This window comes from Micromonospora sagamiensis (assembly GCF_014680085.1).
In the GTDB taxonomy this organism is placed as follows: Bacteria; Actinomycetota; Actinomycetes; order Mycobacteriales; family Micromonosporaceae; genus Micromonospora; species Micromonospora inyonensis.
The window spans coordinates 4,243,135-4,259,933 of record NZ_AP023438.1 but is presented as its reverse complement, the minus strand read 5'-3'; the positions used below and the strand labels follow the sequence as shown (position 1 = coordinate 4,259,933).

Here is a 16,799-nt window from a genome sequence, read left to right as displayed (position 1 = left end):
CATGCTCGGTGGCACCCGGTTCGTGGGCCGGCACATCGTGGAGGAATGCCTCCGGCGCGGAGACGACGTCACCGTGCTCTACCGGGGCCGGTCACCGTCACCCTTCGCCGGGATCACCCGCCACGTCCTCACCGACCGACGCGCACCAACCGTCGAAGCAGCCGCCGTCCTCGCCGAACCCTGGGACGCGGTCATCGACACCAGCGCCCGCGATGTCGACGACCTGCGCCCGGTCCTGCCCCTGCTCGGTGGCGTCGGCCGGTACCTGTTCGTCTCCAGTTGCGGGGTCTACCGCAGGACACTCGGCCGGCACGGCCTGACCGAACGGGCGCCCACCATCGCGGCTGACGTCTCCCACCCGGTACGCGCCTCCGCCACCCGCAAGCTCCGCTGCGAGCGGTACCTCCGGCGTCGTCTCGACCTGACCGACGTACCGCTGCTCATCGCCCGCCTCGGCCTGGTCATCGGCCGGTACGACGACAGCGAACGCCTCGCCTACTGGCTCGAACGCGCCCTGCGCGGCGGCGACGTTCTCGTCCCGATGGACGACCGCCAGGCCATCCAACTCATCGATGCCCTCGATGTCGCCCGGTTCCTGCGCAACGCCATCGACCAGCGACGTACCGGCGTCGTCAACGTCGCCGGTGCCCGCACCACCGCCCGAACCCTGGTGGACACGGTCCTGACCAGCGCCGGCCGAGCCGTTGCCCCCTGTCGCGTCGGCGAGGAGTTCGCCCTCGCCCATCGCCTCCAACCGTGGACCGAGATCCCGCTGTGGCTGCCCGCCAGCAGCCCCGAACTGGCTCTCATGTCGGTCGACAACAGCCGTGCCACCGACGCCGGTCTCACCCTCCGCCCCCTTGCCGACAGCATCACCGACGCCCTCGGTTGGCAGGCGCTACGGCGCAGTTGGTCACAGCGGTGGCTCGATCATGCCCGTGAGCAGGACCTGATCAAGCGGTGGAGGGGATGACGGCGATGCTGCCCTACACCCAACCCGCGCCGTACCACTCGCAGTGGGGCGAGGACCGCTGGCTCGCTGAGAACTACCACCTCCCGGTGCACGGAGTGTTCGTCGACGTCGGCGCTGGCGACGGCGTACGCGGCAGCAACAGCCTCTACTTCGAGAACCGGGGCTGGCGCGGACTCTGCGTGGACGCCGACCCCCGCAATCACCAACGCCTCCGGGACCGCTGCTGTGCCGTGGACACCTGCGCCGTGTCCGCCACCCCCGGACTCTGGCCGTTCGGCATGTACGCCCACAAGCCGTCGTGGTCCGGCCTGCAGCGGCGCGGCACCGACTACCAGGAGATCCTCGTCGCCTGCCGGCCCCTGGAAGACCTCCTCGGCCAGTGGTGCATCGAGCAGATCGACCTGCTCAGCATCGACGTCGAAGGCACCGAACTCGACGTCTGGGACTCCTTCGACCACACCCGGCACCGGCCGACCGTCGTCATCGTCGAGTTCGACGACGAGCACGCCGACCGGCACCGACACACGATCCACCGCCACCTCGGCCCGGACACCTACGAACTCGTCCACGAGACACCAGCGAACCTGATCCTGCACCGAACAGACCGGCCCTGGCGGCAACGCCGATGACCAGCCCCGGCATGTCGATCACCCAGCTACTACCCGACGGCAAACTGATCGTCCTCTGCGGACGCGCCGACGACGCCTCAGCCTGGCAGGACCTGCTCGGCCCGGCCCGCTGCCTCGCCATCGCCCTGGACGACGCACCGCACGAGGCCCGACCCCGGACACTGCGCGGCGCGTCCGACCACCTGGCGTGGCAACACCACGCGATCGGCGGGCTCGACGGCTCCGGCTGGCTCGCCGAACCGGCGGACGCCTTCGACCCCGACCACACCGCGACACTCGTTCTGCCCGACCCGCTCGATCCGCCGGACGCCGGGAACCGGCGACGGTTCGGCTTCAGACGGCCCGCGTGGCGGCTGTTCGAGGACAAGACCATGGTCGACACGCTCTGGGACGCCGCCGGGGTGCCACGCGCACCGTCGATCGTCGGGGACGGAACCGCTGACCTCTCCGTGCTGGGGGCGATCGTGGACCAGGGCACCGGAGTCGTCTGCTCCTGCCAGCCCAGGGGTGCCGGTCCGTCCGCCGGCGGTGACGGCATCTGGTGGTGGCGCGAAGGCCCACCACCGACGACCATCCCCACCGCCGGACCCGGAACCTGGCGCGTCCGGCTGATGCCGCTCCTCGAAGGGGTCCCGGTACGCCTGCACGGGCTGGCCCTCACCACCAGGATCATCCCGTTCCCGCCCATGGAACTCGTGACGCTTCCCCGCCCCGGGCAGGGGACCTTCCTCTGCGCTGGTGCCGTTCCCCTGCTCGACGATGCCGCCGATCTCGTCACCCACACCGAGCGGATCGGGGTTGGGCTACGCGAACGCCTCGGCTACCGCGGCGGCTTCTCCGTCGACGGCATCCTCACCCCCAGCGGGTTCCAGCCCACCGACTTCAACGCTCGGCTCACATCGGCCATGGAAGCGGCACCATCTGACCGTCGGGTCCTGCTGCACGCGGTCAACCTGCTCGCCCGAGAAGGAAACGAACCCGACACCGGCGCGGTCGAGCAACTCGCGGAGGACCTCTTTACCATCGGCACCAGCTGCACGATCTTCGGCGCGGCCACGCACGCCGACGATAGGGCCTCCCGGACGACGTCGGTCCGCTGGGATGGTGACCGACTGGTCCCTGCACCCAGCGGCGCGGCAGACGGAAGGCTCCTCATCACCCCGTCGCCGCGCGGCTGGCTGCTCACCGCGACTCTTGCCACCGCCCGGCTCCCGGGCGGTGGCCGGGTCGGACCCCGGGCACCCGAGATCTTCCGGGTCAGCGACGAGGTCCTCGGCACCAACTTCGGCCACCTCGTACCGCCATTCGACACCAGGCCCAGCGCCTGTCTGCCGAAAGTAGCGCTCAACCCCGAGCCAGCAACCAGGTAGCCGGGCCGTGCACGGGAGTGGTCGGGGGGCAGTGGCTACATGCGGTCCGGGGTGGCGATGCCCAGCAGGTACAGACCTCGGTGCAGGATCCGGGCGGTGAGGTCGCACAGGGCCAGCCGGCTGTCGCGTACCTCGCCGGCGGCGCGCAGAACCGGGCAGTGCTCGTAGAACCCGCTGAAGGTGGCGGCGAGAGTGTGCAGGTAGCCGGCGAGCCGGTGGAATTCCAGGGTGTGCTCGACGCTGGTGACGACACTGCCGAAGTTGACCAGTTCGAGGGCGAGGGCGTGCTCGGCCGGGTGACCGATCGAGATCGGTCCTGCGGTGAACTGATCGATGCCGGAGCGGCGGAAGATGGACCGGATCCGGGCGTGGGCGTACTGCAGGTACGGGGCGGTATTGCCATCGAGGGAGAGCATCCGTTGCCAGTCGAAGACGTAGTCCTTGATCCGGTCGGTGGACAGGTCGGCGTACTTGATGGCACCGATGCCTACCGCGCGGGCGACGTCGGCGATGGCCGCCTCGGGCAGGTCGGGGTTCTTCCGCCGGGCCAGGTCGGCGGCCCTGGTCACGGCCTCGTCGAGCAGTCCGACGAGCTTGATCGAGTCGCCGGCCCGACTGCGCAGCATCTTGCCGTCCGAGCCGAGGATCGAGCCGAAGCCGATGTGTTCGGCCATCGCGGGCGGGCTCAGCCACCCGGCCTGCCGGGCGACCGCGTACACCATCTCGAAGTGCTGACGTTGTGGCAGCCCTACCACGTAGAGCAGCCGGGTCGCGCCGATGTCCCGGGTCCGGTGGCGGATCGCCGCGAGGTCGGTGGCGCCGTAGCCGTATCCGCCGTCGCGCTTGCGCACGATGATCGGCAACGGCTGCCCGTCGCGGCCGGCGAAGCCTTCCGGGAAGACACAGGCGGCGTCACCGCTGTCCCGCAGCAGCCCGAGCTGATCCAGTTCCTCGGTCACCGGGGCGAGCATGTCGTTGTAGTAGCTCTCGCCGTAGAAGTCCTTCTCGGTGAGCAGGACGTCGAGCTGGTCGTAGACGGTGAGGAAGTACTTCTCCGACTCGGTGACCAGCAGCCGCCACAACCGCAAGGTCAGCTCGTCGCCGCCCTGTAGGGCGACCACCCGCCGCCGGGCCCGCTCCTTGAACGCGTCGTCGGCGTCGAACTTCGCCCTGGCCGCCTTGTAGAACGAGTCCAGGTCACCGACGGACAGTTCGTGGGCGGCCTCCGACTCGCCCAGGTCGAGCAGGTGCTCGATGAGCATCCCGAAGGGTGTGCCCCAGTCGCCCAGGTGGTTGGCCTTGATCACCCGGTGTCCGAGCCACTCCAGCAGCCGGACGGCGGCGTCACCGATCACGGTCGACCGAAGGTGCCCGACGTGCATCTCCTTGGCGACGTTCGGCGCCGAGTAGTCGATGACCACCGTCTGGGGTGCGGCGCTCGCCGCGACGCCGAGCCGGGTGTCGGCGGCCATCCGCGACAGCAGCCTGCCGAGAGCCGGGTCGGCGACGGTCAGGTTGATGAAACCCGGACCGGACACCTCCACAGCCGAACAGAGGTCCGCCAGCTCCGCCCGGCTGAAGACCTCGGTGGCGATGTCCCGGGGCGGGCGGCCGAGCCGACGCGCCAGGGACAGGGCGGCGTCGGATTGGTAGTCGGCGTGCTGCGACCGCCGTACGACCGGGTCGACGGGCCCATCGGCCACGGCTGAGAACGCCTGCGCCAGCCGGTCGGACAGCAACTTTTCAAGATCCATGAAGTGCGCCAATCTCGCTCCGATCCGCCTCGTGCAAGGAGGCGGATCTGCCGGGAAATGCTCGGGGAGCGGATCGATCGACGACCAGGTTGACCGGCGGATCGATCCGCCGGTCGCGAAGGGGTCAGCTCAGGCGGTCGAGTGCGGCTCGCAGGCGAGCCAGGGTTCGCTCGCGTCCGAGGATCTCGATCGACTCGAACAGCGGCAGCCCGACGGTACGGCCGGTCACCGCGACCCGTACCGGTGCCTGGGCCTTGCCGAGCTTGAGCCCGCGCTCCGCGCCGATCGCCTCCAGCGTCGACTTGAGCACCTCGGTCTGCCACTCGCACGTCTCGTACGCCTCGACCACAGCGGCCAGCAGCGCCGGGGCCTCGGCTTTCATGGCCTTCGCCCACGCTGCCTCATCGGTGACCGGCTCGTCGAGGAACAGGAAGTCGACCATCGGCACGATCTCGGAGAGCACCGCGATCCGGGTCTGCGCCAGTTCGGCGACCGCAGCGAACGCGTCGGCGTCGTACGCCTCCGGCCGCCACGGCGCGGCCTCGGCACTCAACCAGGGCTGACACGCCTCGATGAACGCCTCCACCGACAGCGCCCGGATGTAGTCCCCGTTGAAGGCCCGCAGCTTCTTCACGTCGAAGAACGCCGGAGAGGGGTTGACGTCCTCCAGGCGGAACTCCGCCACGATGTCGTCCCAGGGCAGGATTTCGCGGTCACCGGAAGGTGCCCACCCGAGCAGCATCAGGTAGTTCCGCATCGCCCCGGCGAGGTACCCCTCGGCCCGGAAGTCCTCCAGGGCCACCCGGTCCCGACGCTTGGACAGCTTCTGCCGCTTCTCGTTGACCAGGATCGGCGCGTGCACCCACACCGGGGGCTCAGCGCCCAGCGCCTCCCACAGCAGTTGCTGCTTGGGTGCGTTCGGCAGGTGCTCCTCCGCCCGGATCACATGGGTGATGCCCATGACCATGTCGTCGACCACGTTCGCCAGCAGGAACACCGGCGACCCGTCGCCACGGGCGATCACGAAGTCCTCGATCAACTTGTTGTCGAAGGTCGGCTTTCCGCGTACCAGGTCGACGATCACCGTCGAGCCGTCGTCCGGCGTACGGAAGCGCAGCGCACGACCTTCGCCGGCGCTCTGAGCACGGTCCCGACAGAAACCGTCATAGCCCTTGTGCTCGCTGCCCGTACGCGCAATGACCTGGTCCCGGGTGCAGTCGCAGTAGTAGGCGCGACCGGCGGCGAGAAGCCGGTCGATCGCCTCGCGGTGCTGCGGGGCAAAGTCGGACTGGAACAGCGGACCCTCGTACTCGCTCGGGCCGATGCCGAGCCACTCCATCGCATCGAGGATGCCCTGCACCCACTCCGGGCGGTTCCGCGCCGCGTCCGTGTCCTCGATCCGCAGCACCATCGTTCCGCCCGACTGTCGGGCCAGCACCCAGTTGAACAGGACAGACCGGGCGTTGCCTACGTGGAACATGCCTGTCGGGGAGGGTGCGAAGCGGACGCGGAGATCGGAGCTGGTCACGGATAGCAGGCTACCGAACAACCGATGGTCAGCCTCACCGATATCCGGGCCGGAGCTTCCGAGGCGAGACGGGGCGCCCCCGATCTGCGCAGACCTGCTGTGAACGGGGTGCTGGAAGCGACAGCCGCGCCCCTACGCGGAATGGCGCGCACCCGACTGCGTACTCGACCTGAGCCCTGACGAGTACCCGACCGAGTACCAAGCGTGGTGCAGCGAACGCCTTCGTGATCCGGATTCGGCTCTCCATGGTGGGGAGAGCCTGACAGCGCTACGACAACGCGCGATGGAAGCCGTATCGCGCGCCCACGAGGCCGCCCAGCAGGGCGTAGCCCTCATCGTGTCGCACCGCGTCTTCATCGGCGCCGTAGCCGCAAACCTGAACGGTGCCCGCAGCCCGCAAGACACGTTCCAGGCAGCCCGGGACTTCAGACTCGGGCCGGCGATGGTCTGGCCAGCCTGCCCTACACGGAGAGCAGGGCCTCCTCGTTGGAGATGATGAACTCTTTCAGTGCATCCGGCTTGAGATCCACCGCAGGCAGCTTGTCGATCGTCACCCGGTCAAGCTGGTAGCCGCCACGCGACGGATCAGCGAACTCCTTCCCGGTCCGGGCGTCCTCGTTCAGCTGACGTAGCCGACAGGCGAAGAAGTGCTGAACGGAAACGCCCTCACCAGCGGAGGCGGTGAACAGGAACACCTGGGTGAACCGGTCCGCCTCGGCACCGAGTTCTTCGTGCAACTCGCGGCGAAGCGCCGCCTCCAGGGAGACATCCGTCGACTCCAGGCCGCCGCCCGGCGTCGTCCAGTACGGCGCCTGGCCGGGCTTGATCCGCTTGATCAGCACGAGGCGGTCGTCCTCATCCAGCAGAACGGCCCGCACCGACCTACGTACGATCTGACGCACGACTTGCCCCCATCCGCGCCCAGGAATCACTAACAGTAGGTACCTGTCGCATCTTTGGAGGCACCACGAGGTACCTGATCCAAGCCGCACCCGCCGACGCGACGCGCCAGGCAGTTGATCCATCTCTCCACCGACACGCCACCCGTCCACCGGGAGCCCGAACGGTCCAACCGCTCCCGAGCACCCACCGAGCACCGGGCCACCGGCTGGGAAACGAGAAAGGCTCCAACCCAGGGTGGAACCCCAGGTCAGAGCCTTTATTGCTGGTGCGCCGCCAGGGACTCGAACCCCGAACCCGCGGATTAAGAGTCCGCTGCTCTGCCAGTTGAGCTAGCGGCGCTCGTTGGCAACGGAGAGAACCTTAGCACGCACCTTGATCCGGGTTCCAATCCGATCCCCTCCTCACCTCTTCGGACGAGATTAACGGCCATATCCAGGCAAAAGCCCCGGGAATCCGGTCAGTGGGGATCAGTCCCGGGCGCCGATACGGCACGATGTGCGCCAGGCACGCGAGAAACCGAGGTGGGGATGGGCAGGTTCGCGCGGGCCGGGGCGATGGTGTGCGCCCTGGCTGTGACAGCGTCGATCGCACTGACGGGTTGCGGTCCCGACCCGCAGAAGCCGGCGTTCGTGGGCGGCGGCCCGTCGGGGTCTCCCGAGACGGGCGTGGCGGCCCCGGTGGGCGACCGGGAGGGGACGCCGGGGTCGAGTGGACCGGCGCAGACGGTGACGATCAGTCCGGCGGACGGGGCGACGAACCGACCGGTGAGCACGGAGATCGCCGCCGGCACCCCGGGCGTGAAGATCACCGATGTCGCGCTCACCACGGCCGACGGCAAGCGGGTCGCGGGCGCACCCCGTACCGACGGCTCGTCCTGGGTGCCGGCCGCCCCGCTGAAGTACGGGACCCGCTACACCGCCACGGTCACCGGCACCGGTACCGCCGGCCAGGTGACCGGCACCAGCACCTTCACCACGATGAAGAAGCCGAAGTCGACCATCGGCTCCGGGCTCTACCTCTTCGACGACAAGACCTACGGCGTGGCGATGCCGGTGGTCACCGAGTTCTCCCCGGGCATCCCGAAGAAGGACCGGGCGGCGGTGCAGAAGCGGATGTTCGTGCAGACCGACCCGCCGCAGCCGGGTGCCTGGCACTGGGTGTCCAACGGAACCCAGGCCTACTACCGGGGCGCCGAGTACTGGAAGCCGGGCACGAGGCTCACCGTCCGGATCGCCCTGGAGGGCATCCCGCTGAGCAACGGGAAGTACGGCAACGTCGACCGCCGGGCCAGCGCGAAGATCGGCCGGGCCTTCGAGATGAAGGTCGCGAACGCCACCAAGCAGATGACCGTGTACGAGAACGGCCAGGTGGTCAGGACCGTGCCGGTGAGCCTGGGCAAGAAGCAGACCCCCTCCTCCAGCGGCACCATGGTGGTGATGGAGAAGAAGGAGGCGACGGTCTTCGACACCCGGGACGACCCGGACCCGGCGAACCGCTACGTCACCGAGATCGACTTCGCGCAGCGGCTCACCTGGGGTGGCGAGTACATTCACGCGGCGCCCTGGTCGGTGCAGCACCAGGGGCGGCGCAACGTCTCGCACGGCTGCGTGAACGTCTCCATGGACAACGCCCGCTGGCTGTTCCAGCGCACCCTGGTCGGCGACCCGATCACGATCACCGGCACGGAGCGCAAGCTCACCCCGGGTAACGGCTGGACGGCGTGGAGCCTGAGCTGGGCGGAGTTCGTCAAGGGCAGCGCGCTGCCGGTACCGGACGGTGGAGAGGGTGCCACGCTGGCACTCTGACGACCGGGGTCGCGTGTTTTCCTTCACGCCCCGAAACGGGTACCGGGTTCTCTGCGTCTGGTGAGAGACGATGGTTTCCGGACCACGACTGTGAGGACGACATGCGAGCTGACCAGAACCAGCTGATCCGGAGCAGGGGCGCCCGGCGCGGCCGGCGACGCGGCGGGTTCGCGGCGGCGGGGGTGCTCGCCGTCGCGCTCGCGCTGACCTCGGGTTGCACCGGTGGCGGCGACGACGGGCCGGCGGCTCCGCCGGGCGCCAGTGAGAAGGCACCCGAGGCGGCGGTGACGATCACCACTCCGCCGGCCGACGCGAAGGACGTGCCGGCCTCGACCGGGATCGCCTTCACCGCCGAGAAGGCCCAGGAGGCGGCCGTCGAGCTGAAGGACCCGGCCGGCGCGGTCGTCGAGGGCACGCTCGCCGCCGACGGGAAGAACTGGCTGCCGTCCAAGGCCCTGGAGTACGGCACGACGTACACGGCCACCGTGACGGCGACCGGCTCGGACGGGAAGACCGCGACCGCATCGCACTCGTTCACCACGATGGCCAAGCCAGCCAACCAGGTGCGGGTGACCAGCTTCCTCGGCGACGGCCAGGTGGTCGGGGTCGGCATGCCGCTGATCGTCAAGTTCGGCCGGGCGATTCCGGAGGACCACCGCGACGACGTGCAGCGCCGGATGACCGTCCGCTCCGACCCGCCGCAGGAGGGCGTCTGGCACTGGGTCAGCCCCACCGAGGCCCGTTACCGGCCGAAGGAGTTCTGGCAGGCGGGCACCACGGTGTCGTACAAGGTGCAGGCCGGCGGTCTACCGCTGGGTGACGGCTGGTACGGGCGGGCCGACCTGACCGTGGACGTCAAGATCGGTGCGGCGACGGTGATGACCGTCGACAACAAGACCAAGCGGATGACGGTCACCCGGGACGGCAAGGTGATCAAGACCATTCCGGTCAGCCTCGGCAAGAAGAGCACCCCGTCGTCCAGCGGGACGATGGTGGTCATCGAGAAGCTGAAGGAGACGGTCTTCGACACCTTCGACGAGCTGGGGCCGGAGGACGGCTACCGCACCGACATCGACTTCGCGCAGCGGCTCACCTGGGGCGGGGAGTTCATCCACGCCGCACCCTGGTCGGAGGGACAGCAGGGTCGGGTGAACGTCTCGCACGGCTGCGTGAACGTCTCCATGGCCGACGGCGCGTGGCTGTTCAACCAGACCCGGATCGGTGACCCGGTCACCGTCAAGGGCACCGAGCGCAAGCTCCAGAACGGCAACGGCTGGACGGACTGGAACATGAGCTGGGAGGAGTACGTCAAGGGCAGCGCCCTGCCGTACGAGCCGGAGGCGACGCCGTCGACGACGCCGTGAGCTGACGGTCAGCGCGTGACGGCCGGGGCGGCCCGCAGTGCAGGCGGGCCACTCCGGCCGTCGTCGTTCATGCCCGGTTGAACCACTGACGGGACTGCGGGAGCAGCAGGAGCACGAGCAGGACGATGCCGGTGGCGAAGGACAGCCAGTCCCCACTGAAGATGCTCAGTACGGCCAGCGCGCCACCGATGACGGCCAGGATCCAGGCGATCTTGTTGCCCTTCCAGAGCCCGTACGCGATGGCGAGGTAGATCACCGCCGCGATGAGGGCGACGATGATGCCGCCCGCACCGCCGTCGAGCCCGTCGTACATGCGCAGGACAGCTTGGAGACCGGCGAGCAGGAACACCACGGCGGCCAGGATCACGGTTATCGGTGCCTGACGAGGCGCAACTGTAGTCATGCTACGTACGGTACCGGCAGGTACCGCGGAACGCGCTCCCTGACATCCATCAACTTCGACCCGTGATTGGCGGGAGCCGCCACGGTCCGAACCGGAGCGGAAAAGCAGTGAGCCCCCTCCGTGGAGGGGGCTCACTGCTTACTGGGGTGACTGATGGGATTTGAACCCACGACACCCGGGACCACAACCCGGTGCTCTGCCAACTGAGCTACAGCCACCATGCCGTCGCGCCCGGATCACCGACCCGGGCGGGCGCGCCGACCAATGATAGCCACACCCCTCCCGCTCCCGTCGAGCGGGTTCCACCCCCGGGTTCGGAACAGCGCCCTACAGCTCCGCGGCGATCGCCTTGGCGGTCTCCACGTCCGGCCCGGGGAGCGGGACGAACAGGGTACGCCGGTAGTACTCCAGCTCCCGGATGCTCTCCCGGATGTCGGCCAGCGCCCGGTGCGCCAGCCCCTTGGCCGGCTGCCCGAAGTACACCCGGGGATACCAGCGCCGGCAGAGTTCCTTGATCGAGGAGACGTCGATCATCCGGTAGTGCAGGTGACCGTCGAGGCGGGGCATGTCCCGGGCGAGGAAGCCCCGGTCGGTGGCGATGGAGTTGCCGCAGAGCGGGGCGGTACGCGGCTCCTTCACGAAACCGGCGACGTACTCCAGCACCATGTCCTCGGCCTCGGCGAGGGTTACCGTGGAGCGACGCACCTCCTCGGTGAGGCCGGACTTCTCGTGCATGGTCCGGACGATCTCCGGCATCCCGGCCAGCTTCTCCTCGTCGGCGTGGATCACCACGTCCACGCCGTCGCCGAGCACGTTGAGGTCGGGGTCGGTGACGAGCGCGGCGACCTCGATCAGCGCGTCCCGGCCGAGGTCCAACCCGGTCATCTCACAATCGATCCAGACGAGAAGATCAGCCACCGGACCAGACTACGCGCAGCACAGACGGCCCGCGCCTGCGCACCGTCGGCCGGACCGACCGTTAGGGTTTCCCCGTGCCAGCCGAACCTGCCGCTCCGTCCGCCCTGGTCGAGGAGGACCCGGGCGGTCGCAGGGTCCGTCGGCTCCTGACCGTCCTGGCCCTGGCCGCCGTGCTGCCCGCCCTCTACCTGCCGGGGCTCGTGCACGACTTCTTCGACCTGAAGATCTACATGCGGGCGATGGAGTGGTGGGCGGCGGGCAACCCGCTCTACGACTACAGCCAGCCGGACCGGGTCCAGGGTGCGCTCTACTTCACGTACCCGCCGTTCAGCGCGCTGTTGCTGCGGCCGTTCGCGGCGCTCCCGCTCGGCGCGACCATCGCGGTCTTCACGGCGCTCACCGCGGTCGGCGTGGTGGTGACGACCCGGTGGCTGGCCGGCCCGGTGATCGCCCGGCACGACCTGCCCCGCCTGTTCACCCTGACCGTGGCGGTCCTGCTCGCCTTCGCGGTGGAGAGCACCCGGGAGACCATCACCTTCGGCCAGATCAACATGTTGCTGGTGGTGCTGATCCTGGCCGACCTGCTCTTCGCCGTACCCCGGGGAAGTCGCTGGGCCGGGGTGGCGGTGGGGCTGGCGACGGCGCTCAAGCTCTTCCCGGGCATCTTCATCGTCTACCTGCTGGTGACCCGGCGGTGGCGGGCGGCGATCGTGGCGAGCGCGACCGCGGCGGCGGCGACACTGCTGGCGGCGGCGGTCGCACCGCGCGACTCGTGGCGGTTCTGGACCCACGAGTTGTGGGCCACCGACCGGGTGGGACGGACCGACTACACCGGCAACCAGTCCCTGTTCGGGCTGCTGAGCCGCTTCACCGTGCCCGAGAAGCCGGACCGGCTGGTCTGGCTGCTGCTGGTGGCGGCGGTGACCGTGTACGGCCTGTGGCGGGCGTGGCGCGCGGCGCGCGCCGGTGACGCGCTCACCGGCCTGACCCTGACCGGCCTGGTCGGCGGGCTGGTCAGCCCGATCACGTGGACCCACCACATCTACTGGTTCATCCCGGCTGTGGTGATCATGCTCGACGCCGGGCTCGGCCCGGACCGCACCCGCCCCGGGGCCGACGACACCGGCCCGGCCGCTGGTCGCTCCCGGATCTCGTGGTTGGTGGTGGCGAGCGTCACCACCTACCTGGTGATCGCCTACGGCGTGGTCTCGTTCCAGGACTGGGGGGCCGGTCCGGCCCGAACCGACGACCCGCTCGACGTGCTGACCCGCAACACCTACGTCCTGCTCTCGCTCCTGCTGCTGGTGGTGCTGCCGGTTCGACCGGCCGCCGGGGACCGGGTGGCCGAGGCGGGTCCGCACGTGCCCCGCGCGCGGCCGTCCCGGTGGACCCGCTGGCGCCCGAAGGCGAAACTTGCATCAAATGGACAGAACTGACGGGTAGCGTATTTTCCGGTTAATCTGGTACCACCTACCTCAGACGTTCTCTCAGGTAGCACCGATCCCCCGGTGAAGGTGGCCCTCCGCGTCGGCAGCGCGGAGGGCCACCCGCCGTGCGGGGCCCGGGTCAGTCCGGGTCCGCGCAGTCCCGGGCCGCCCCGCCGCCGGGCGACAGTGGCGGCCAGAACAGATCGGGCGGGACGACCGGGCGGGGTTCCCGCTCCGTCCCGCACGCACCGGCGGGCAGGTCCGCCAGGGTGGCCGGGCGACCGGCCGGCACCGGCCCGATGGCGGTACGGCCGCCCGACCCCACCGCCACCAGGGTCCGCTCGGCCGGTGACGCCGGAGGCGGGCCACCGCTCGACGAACCGAGCGCGCTGAGCGAGGTCACACCGAGCCGCTGGGCGAGGATCGGCACCTGGTCCGGTTCGACCACGAAGACCACCTCCCGGGGGCGGGGCGGGCGCAACAGGAGCAGCAGAGCCAGGGCCACCAGCAGCGCCCCGCCGGCGGGCACCGCCCAGCGGGCCGGGGTGAGCCAGCCGGGCCGCAGTTCGGCCCGGACGTCTAAGGCCAGGCCCGCCCGGCCGTCCGGGTGCATCAACACCAGGCTCAGCGGCCGGTCGCCGAACTCGGCCGGGCTCCACTCCAGTACGCCGATGCCCTCCCGCAGCCAGAAGGGCCGGCCGACCGGCCCGGGGGCCGGGTCGGCGGGTTCGGCACGGCCCGCCGGTTCCATCCGGGCCGGCAGCGCACCCCGGGCCACCACCACGCGGGTCAGGGTGGCCCGGGGCGCGTCGCCCAGCCAGCGGTCCACCTCGGCGGTCGGGGCCAGCCCGAGGAAGGCAGGCCCCTCGGCGGTACGGGCGGTCAGCCGGAGCCGGTTCGGTCCGGCGTGGACGAACGGCACGTCCCGGCGCAGCAGGCCGGACAGGTCGGTGACGACCACGGCGTGGCCGTCGACGGCCACCGGCTCGAACCGGGCGCGGAACCCGCCCTCGGGATCGGTGTGCCGGGCGACGACCCAGAGCGCGCCGCCGGCGACGAGCACCGGTATCGCGATGACCAGCAACAGCATTCCGGCGAGCGCCCGCGCGAACCGCATCCGTGTCGTCCTCCTCCTGAGCCGGGTACCTGGACGACCTTACCTAGACAAGTGGCGCAATCCCCGGATATCGGAACCAAGCGGACAGTGGCTCCCACGCGCCGGCCCCGTCGGACACCCGACGGGGCCGGTCAGGGACGTACGGGTCGCGGCTCAGGCGTCCCGCACCGGCCCCCGGCGGGTACGCGCGAACGCGGCGCCACCCAGCCCCAGGCCGGCGAGGCCGGCGACCAGACCGGCGACCCCGAGCCCGGTGGCCAGCCCGGTGTCGTCCGACACCTCGTCGGCGTCGTCGTCATCGGCGTCCCGGGCCGCCGGCGCGGCCGACGGGGCCGCCGCGGCGAGGGCCAGCACCGGCGCGGGGCTCTCCGGCTCCTCGCCGCCGGCGGTCGGCTCCTCGATCCAGCGCTGCACGTTGCCGTCGGAGTAGGTCTGGAGGGCCTTGAAGACCATCCGGTCGGTCTGCGGCAGCGGCCCCAGCGACACCGGGAACTCCTGGAACTCGCCCGGCCGCACCCCGCCACCCGCGGCGGCCGTCCAGGTGAGCTTCGACACCACCTCGGAGAGCTGGCTGCCGTGCACCTCCACCGGTGGGTCGACCTTGCGCTTCTCGACTGTCACCGTCCAACCAGGCACGGGCAGTGTGGAGACCGAGCCGACCGGGGCGTTCTCCGGCAGCACCACCTCCACCTTCACGGTCGAGGCGGTGTCGCTCTCGTTCGGCACCCGGAACGCGAACCGGCCGTAGCTGCCCTGGGTGGCCTCCTTCGGGTTGACCGTGACGTGCGCCGAGGCCGGCCCAGCGAAGCCGAGGACGGCGGTGGCGACGGTGCCGAGGACGACGGCGGCAGCGGCGGCTGCGGTACGCCGGTGACGGATCATGGGACGGAACCTTCCTAACGGACGGGCACGGTGGTGCTCACCGTGGCCTGGTCGATTTCTGACGTGCGGACGGTGACCCGGAGCTGCCACTCACCCGACGCCGGCAGGTTGATCTCCCCGGTGGCGTGGTTGTCGGTCAGCGGCAGCAGGGTGATCTCGATCGGCTCGATCCCGGCCGACGGCAGCGCGACGGTGGCCCGCCACTCCACCACCGGCTGCGGGCGGTTGTCCGATGAGTACGCGTACAGGTGCATGGAGTTGTTGCCCGGCTCGGCCGGGTCCACCTCCACCTGGAGGGAGTAGAGCGAGCTGGTCAGGGTGGTGGTGAAGAGCGTGCTGCGGGTGCTGGTGACGTCGGCTCCGGCGGTGCGGGCCGGCGTGGTCTGCACCAGCGTGGCGGTGACCCCGAGGACCACCGCGGCGACCGCCAGCTCCAGCCAGAGCGCCCGGCGCAGCGGCCTCGGCCGGGCCGCCTCCCGCCACCGGCGAACCAGGTTACGCGAGACCGCCGCCACCCCGACCACCAGCGCGAACAAGGCGATCTTGGCGACCAGCAGCCACCCGTAGGTGGTGTCGACCAACGCGGCCGGGCTGCCCACCTCGATCAGCGCGTTCACCGTGCCGGCGAGCAGGAGGGCGGCCACGGCGAGCGCCGCCCACCGCGACCAGACCGGCAGGATCGCGCCCAGCTCGTGCTCCTCGGCTCCGGGCAGCAGGAATCCGGCGAGCACCACCAGCCCGCCCAGCCACACCGCCATGCTGCCCAGGTGCACGGCGTCGACGAAGATCGACAGCGGCGGCGCGGGCGAGGCCGCCGGGTGCCCGGCCAGCGGCCAGGTGAACAGCGCCGCGCCGCCGAGGGTGGCCAGGATCACCCGGTCCGCCCGGCCCCCGCGCCCGGCCAGCAGCGGTCGCAGCAGGAACGCCGACGCGGCCAGCAACCCGAGCCGGACCAGGTGCGCCAGACCGAAGTCGCTGCCGAGCGCATCCCGCAGGCCCGCGCCGTCGACGTCGAGCAGCCCCCCACCCGCGGTGTACGGCACCTGGGCCCAGAGCCCCACCAGGGTGCCGACGGCGACCAGCCCGAACCCCGCCCAGGCGACCCGGGCCGGGCCGGTACGGGACAGCCGGCGCGGCCAGAACGCGCCGATCATCAACACCGGGCCGACCAGCAGCAGCAGGCCCGCGTAGGTGAGGTACTTGGCGACCTTGATCGTCAGCCCCACCACCGGGTCCGCCCGGCTGACCGTCCCGGAGTCGACCGGCGGTGTCGACGGCGCGCCGACCGAGTAGGTGAACGCCCCGGAGACCGGGTGACTGTCGGCCGAGACGACCCGGTAGCTGACCAGGTACGTACCGCGCGCACCGTCCGGGGCGAGCCGCAGGGTCACCACCGAACCGTCGAAGGCCGGCTCACCCCGGTCGGCCCGCGACCCGTCCGGGGCGAGCACCCGGATCTTGCCGGGCACCTGCCGGACCGACTCGCTGAAGGTCAGCACCACCTCGGCCGGGGCGCTCGGCACCACCGCGGAGGCGGCCGGACTGCTGCTCACCAGCACCGCGTGCGCGCTCGCCGGACCGGCCGGGGCGAGCAGCAGCGCGACCAGGACGACCAGGAGGCCGGCACCGGCCGCCAGGCGGACGAGCGGGTGCGCACGGGTGCGGCGCGAGAGGGGTGTCGGAGCAGTCATAGCGGCAATGCTCGCCGACGTGACCTGGCATCGCC

The 16,799-nt window shown here is 70.6% G+C and carries 15 protein-coding genes and 2 tRNA genes; 7 read left to right on the top strand and 10 right to left on the bottom strand.

Annotated features, from left to right (window positions below):
* Position 1: 1 nt before the first annotated feature.
* The 3 genes from IGA62_RS18780 to IGA62_RS18770 are packed head-to-tail and all read left to right on the top strand — an operon-like array spanning position 2 to position 2,972.
* Complete coding sequence (locus tag IGA62_RS18780) at positions 2-973, top strand: NAD-dependent epimerase/dehydratase family protein (protein WP_145822137.1); 972 nt, start codon at positions 2-4, stop codon at positions 971-973.
* The gene (locus tag IGA62_RS18775; protein ID WP_232624694.1) at positions 970-1,602 is read left to right on the top strand and encodes an FkbM family methyltransferase; all 633 of its coding nucleotides are present in this window, start codon (positions 970-972) and stop codon (positions 1,600-1,602) included. The genes IGA62_RS18780 and IGA62_RS18775 overlap by 4 nt, the downstream gene beginning before the upstream one ends.
* An 11-nt stretch (positions 1,603-1,613) precedes the next feature.
* Complete coding sequence (locus IGA62_RS18770; protein ID WP_232624693.1) at positions 1,614-2,972, top strand: hypothetical protein; 1,359 nt, start codon at positions 1,614-1,616, stop codon at positions 2,970-2,972.
* A gap of 35 nt (positions 2,973-3,007) precedes the next feature.
* Here the strand turns inward: IGA62_RS18770 and argS are convergent, their stop codons facing one another.
* Together argS and gltX are read right to left on the bottom strand one after the other, a co-directional pair.
* Positions 3,008-4,726: an arginine--tRNA ligase gene (gene argS / locus IGA62_RS18765; protein ID WP_145819543.1), complete on the bottom strand. Its 1,719-nt coding sequence runs from the start codon at positions 4,724-4,726 to the stop codon at positions 3,008-3,010.
* Between the two features lie 124 nt (positions 4,727-4,850).
* Positions 4,851-6,254 carry a glutamate--tRNA ligase gene (gene gltX, locus IGA62_RS18760; RefSeq protein ID WP_145819544.1) on the bottom strand — a complete coding sequence of 468 codons (1,404 nt, stop codon included), beginning with the start codon at positions 6,252-6,254 and terminating at the stop codon, positions 4,851-4,853.
* Positions 6,255-6,423: 169 nt separating this feature from the next.
* Here gltX and IGA62_RS30980 point away from each other — a divergent pair, with 169 nt between their 5' ends.
* On the top strand, positions 6,424-6,750 hold the full coding sequence (locus tag IGA62_RS30980) for a histidine phosphatase family protein (RefSeq protein ID WP_145822140.1): 327 nt from the start codon (positions 6,424-6,426) through the stop codon (positions 6,748-6,750).
* On the opposite strand, the gene IGA62_RS18750 is transcribed toward IGA62_RS30980, so the two are convergent.
* Together IGA62_RS18750 and IGA62_RS18745 are read right to left on the bottom strand one after the other, a co-directional pair.
* Positions 6,716-7,156, bottom strand: coding sequence for an NUDIX hydrolase (locus tag IGA62_RS18750; protein ID WP_145819545.1), 441 nt, complete (start codon positions 7,154-7,156; stop codon positions 6,716-6,718). The two genes, IGA62_RS30980 and IGA62_RS18750, sit on opposite strands and share 35 nt — an antisense overlap.
* A gap of 264 nt (positions 7,157-7,420) precedes the next feature.
* A tRNA-Lys gene (locus tag IGA62_RS18745) sits at positions 7,421-7,496 on the bottom strand.
* 188 nt (positions 7,497-7,684) lie between these two features.
* Between IGA62_RS18745 and IGA62_RS18740 the strand changes: the two genes are divergently transcribed.
* Both IGA62_RS18740 and IGA62_RS18735 read left to right on the top strand, forming a co-directional pair.
* On the top strand, positions 7,685-8,962 hold the full coding sequence (locus tag IGA62_RS18740; protein ID WP_145819546.1) for a L,D-transpeptidase: 1,278 nt from the start codon (positions 7,685-7,687) through the stop codon (positions 8,960-8,962).
* Between the two features lie 101 nt (positions 8,963-9,063).
* Complete coding sequence (locus tag IGA62_RS18735; RefSeq protein ID WP_145819547.1) at positions 9,064-10,326, top strand: L,D-transpeptidase; 1,263 nt, start codon at positions 9,064-9,066, stop codon at positions 10,324-10,326.
* 67 nt (positions 10,327-10,393) lie between these two features.
* On the opposite strand, the gene IGA62_RS18730 is transcribed toward IGA62_RS18735, so the two are convergent.
* The 3 genes from IGA62_RS18730 to orn all read right to left on the bottom strand — a co-directional run bounded on the left by IGA62_RS18730 (position 10,394) and on the right by orn (position 11,647).
* On the bottom strand, positions 10,394-10,729 hold the full coding sequence (locus IGA62_RS18730) for a hypothetical protein (protein WP_145819548.1): 336 nt from the start codon (positions 10,727-10,729) through the stop codon (positions 10,394-10,396).
* 142 nt (positions 10,730-10,871) lie between these two features.
* Positions 10,872-10,947, bottom strand: a tRNA-His gene (locus tag IGA62_RS18725).
* 109 nt (positions 10,948-11,056) lie between these two features.
* Positions 11,057-11,647 carry an oligoribonuclease gene (gene orn / locus IGA62_RS18720; protein ID WP_145819549.1) on the bottom strand — a complete coding sequence of 197 codons (591 nt, stop codon included), beginning with the start codon at positions 11,645-11,647 and terminating at the stop codon, positions 11,057-11,059.
* Between the two features lie 74 nt (positions 11,648-11,721).
* Here orn and IGA62_RS18715 point away from each other — a divergent pair, with 74 nt between their 5' ends.
* On the top strand, positions 11,722-13,083 hold the full coding sequence (locus IGA62_RS18715; protein WP_145819550.1) for a glycosyltransferase family 87 protein: 1,362 nt from the start codon (positions 11,722-11,724) through the stop codon (positions 13,081-13,083).
* 130 nt (positions 13,084-13,213) lie between these two features.
* On the opposite strand, the gene IGA62_RS30975 is transcribed toward IGA62_RS18715, so the two are convergent.
* From IGA62_RS30975 to IGA62_RS18700, 3 genes are all read right to left on the bottom strand, one after another.
* Entirely contained in the window at positions 13,214-14,191 is a 978-nt protein-coding gene (locus IGA62_RS30975) for a hypothetical protein (protein ID WP_145819551.1), read from the bottom strand.
* A 153-nt stretch (positions 14,192-14,344) separates the two neighbouring features.
* Positions 14,345-15,073, bottom strand: coding sequence for a YcnI family copper-binding membrane protein (locus IGA62_RS18705; RefSeq protein ID WP_145819552.1), 729 nt, complete (start codon positions 15,071-15,073; stop codon positions 14,345-14,347).
* Positions 15,074-15,087: 14 nt separating this feature from the next.
* Positions 15,088-16,764, bottom strand: a complete 1,677-nt coding sequence (locus IGA62_RS18700) for a copper resistance CopC/CopD family protein (RefSeq protein ID WP_145819553.1) — start codon at positions 16,762-16,764, stop codon at positions 15,088-15,090.
* Between the last annotated feature and the right edge of the window lie 35 nt (positions 16,765-16,799).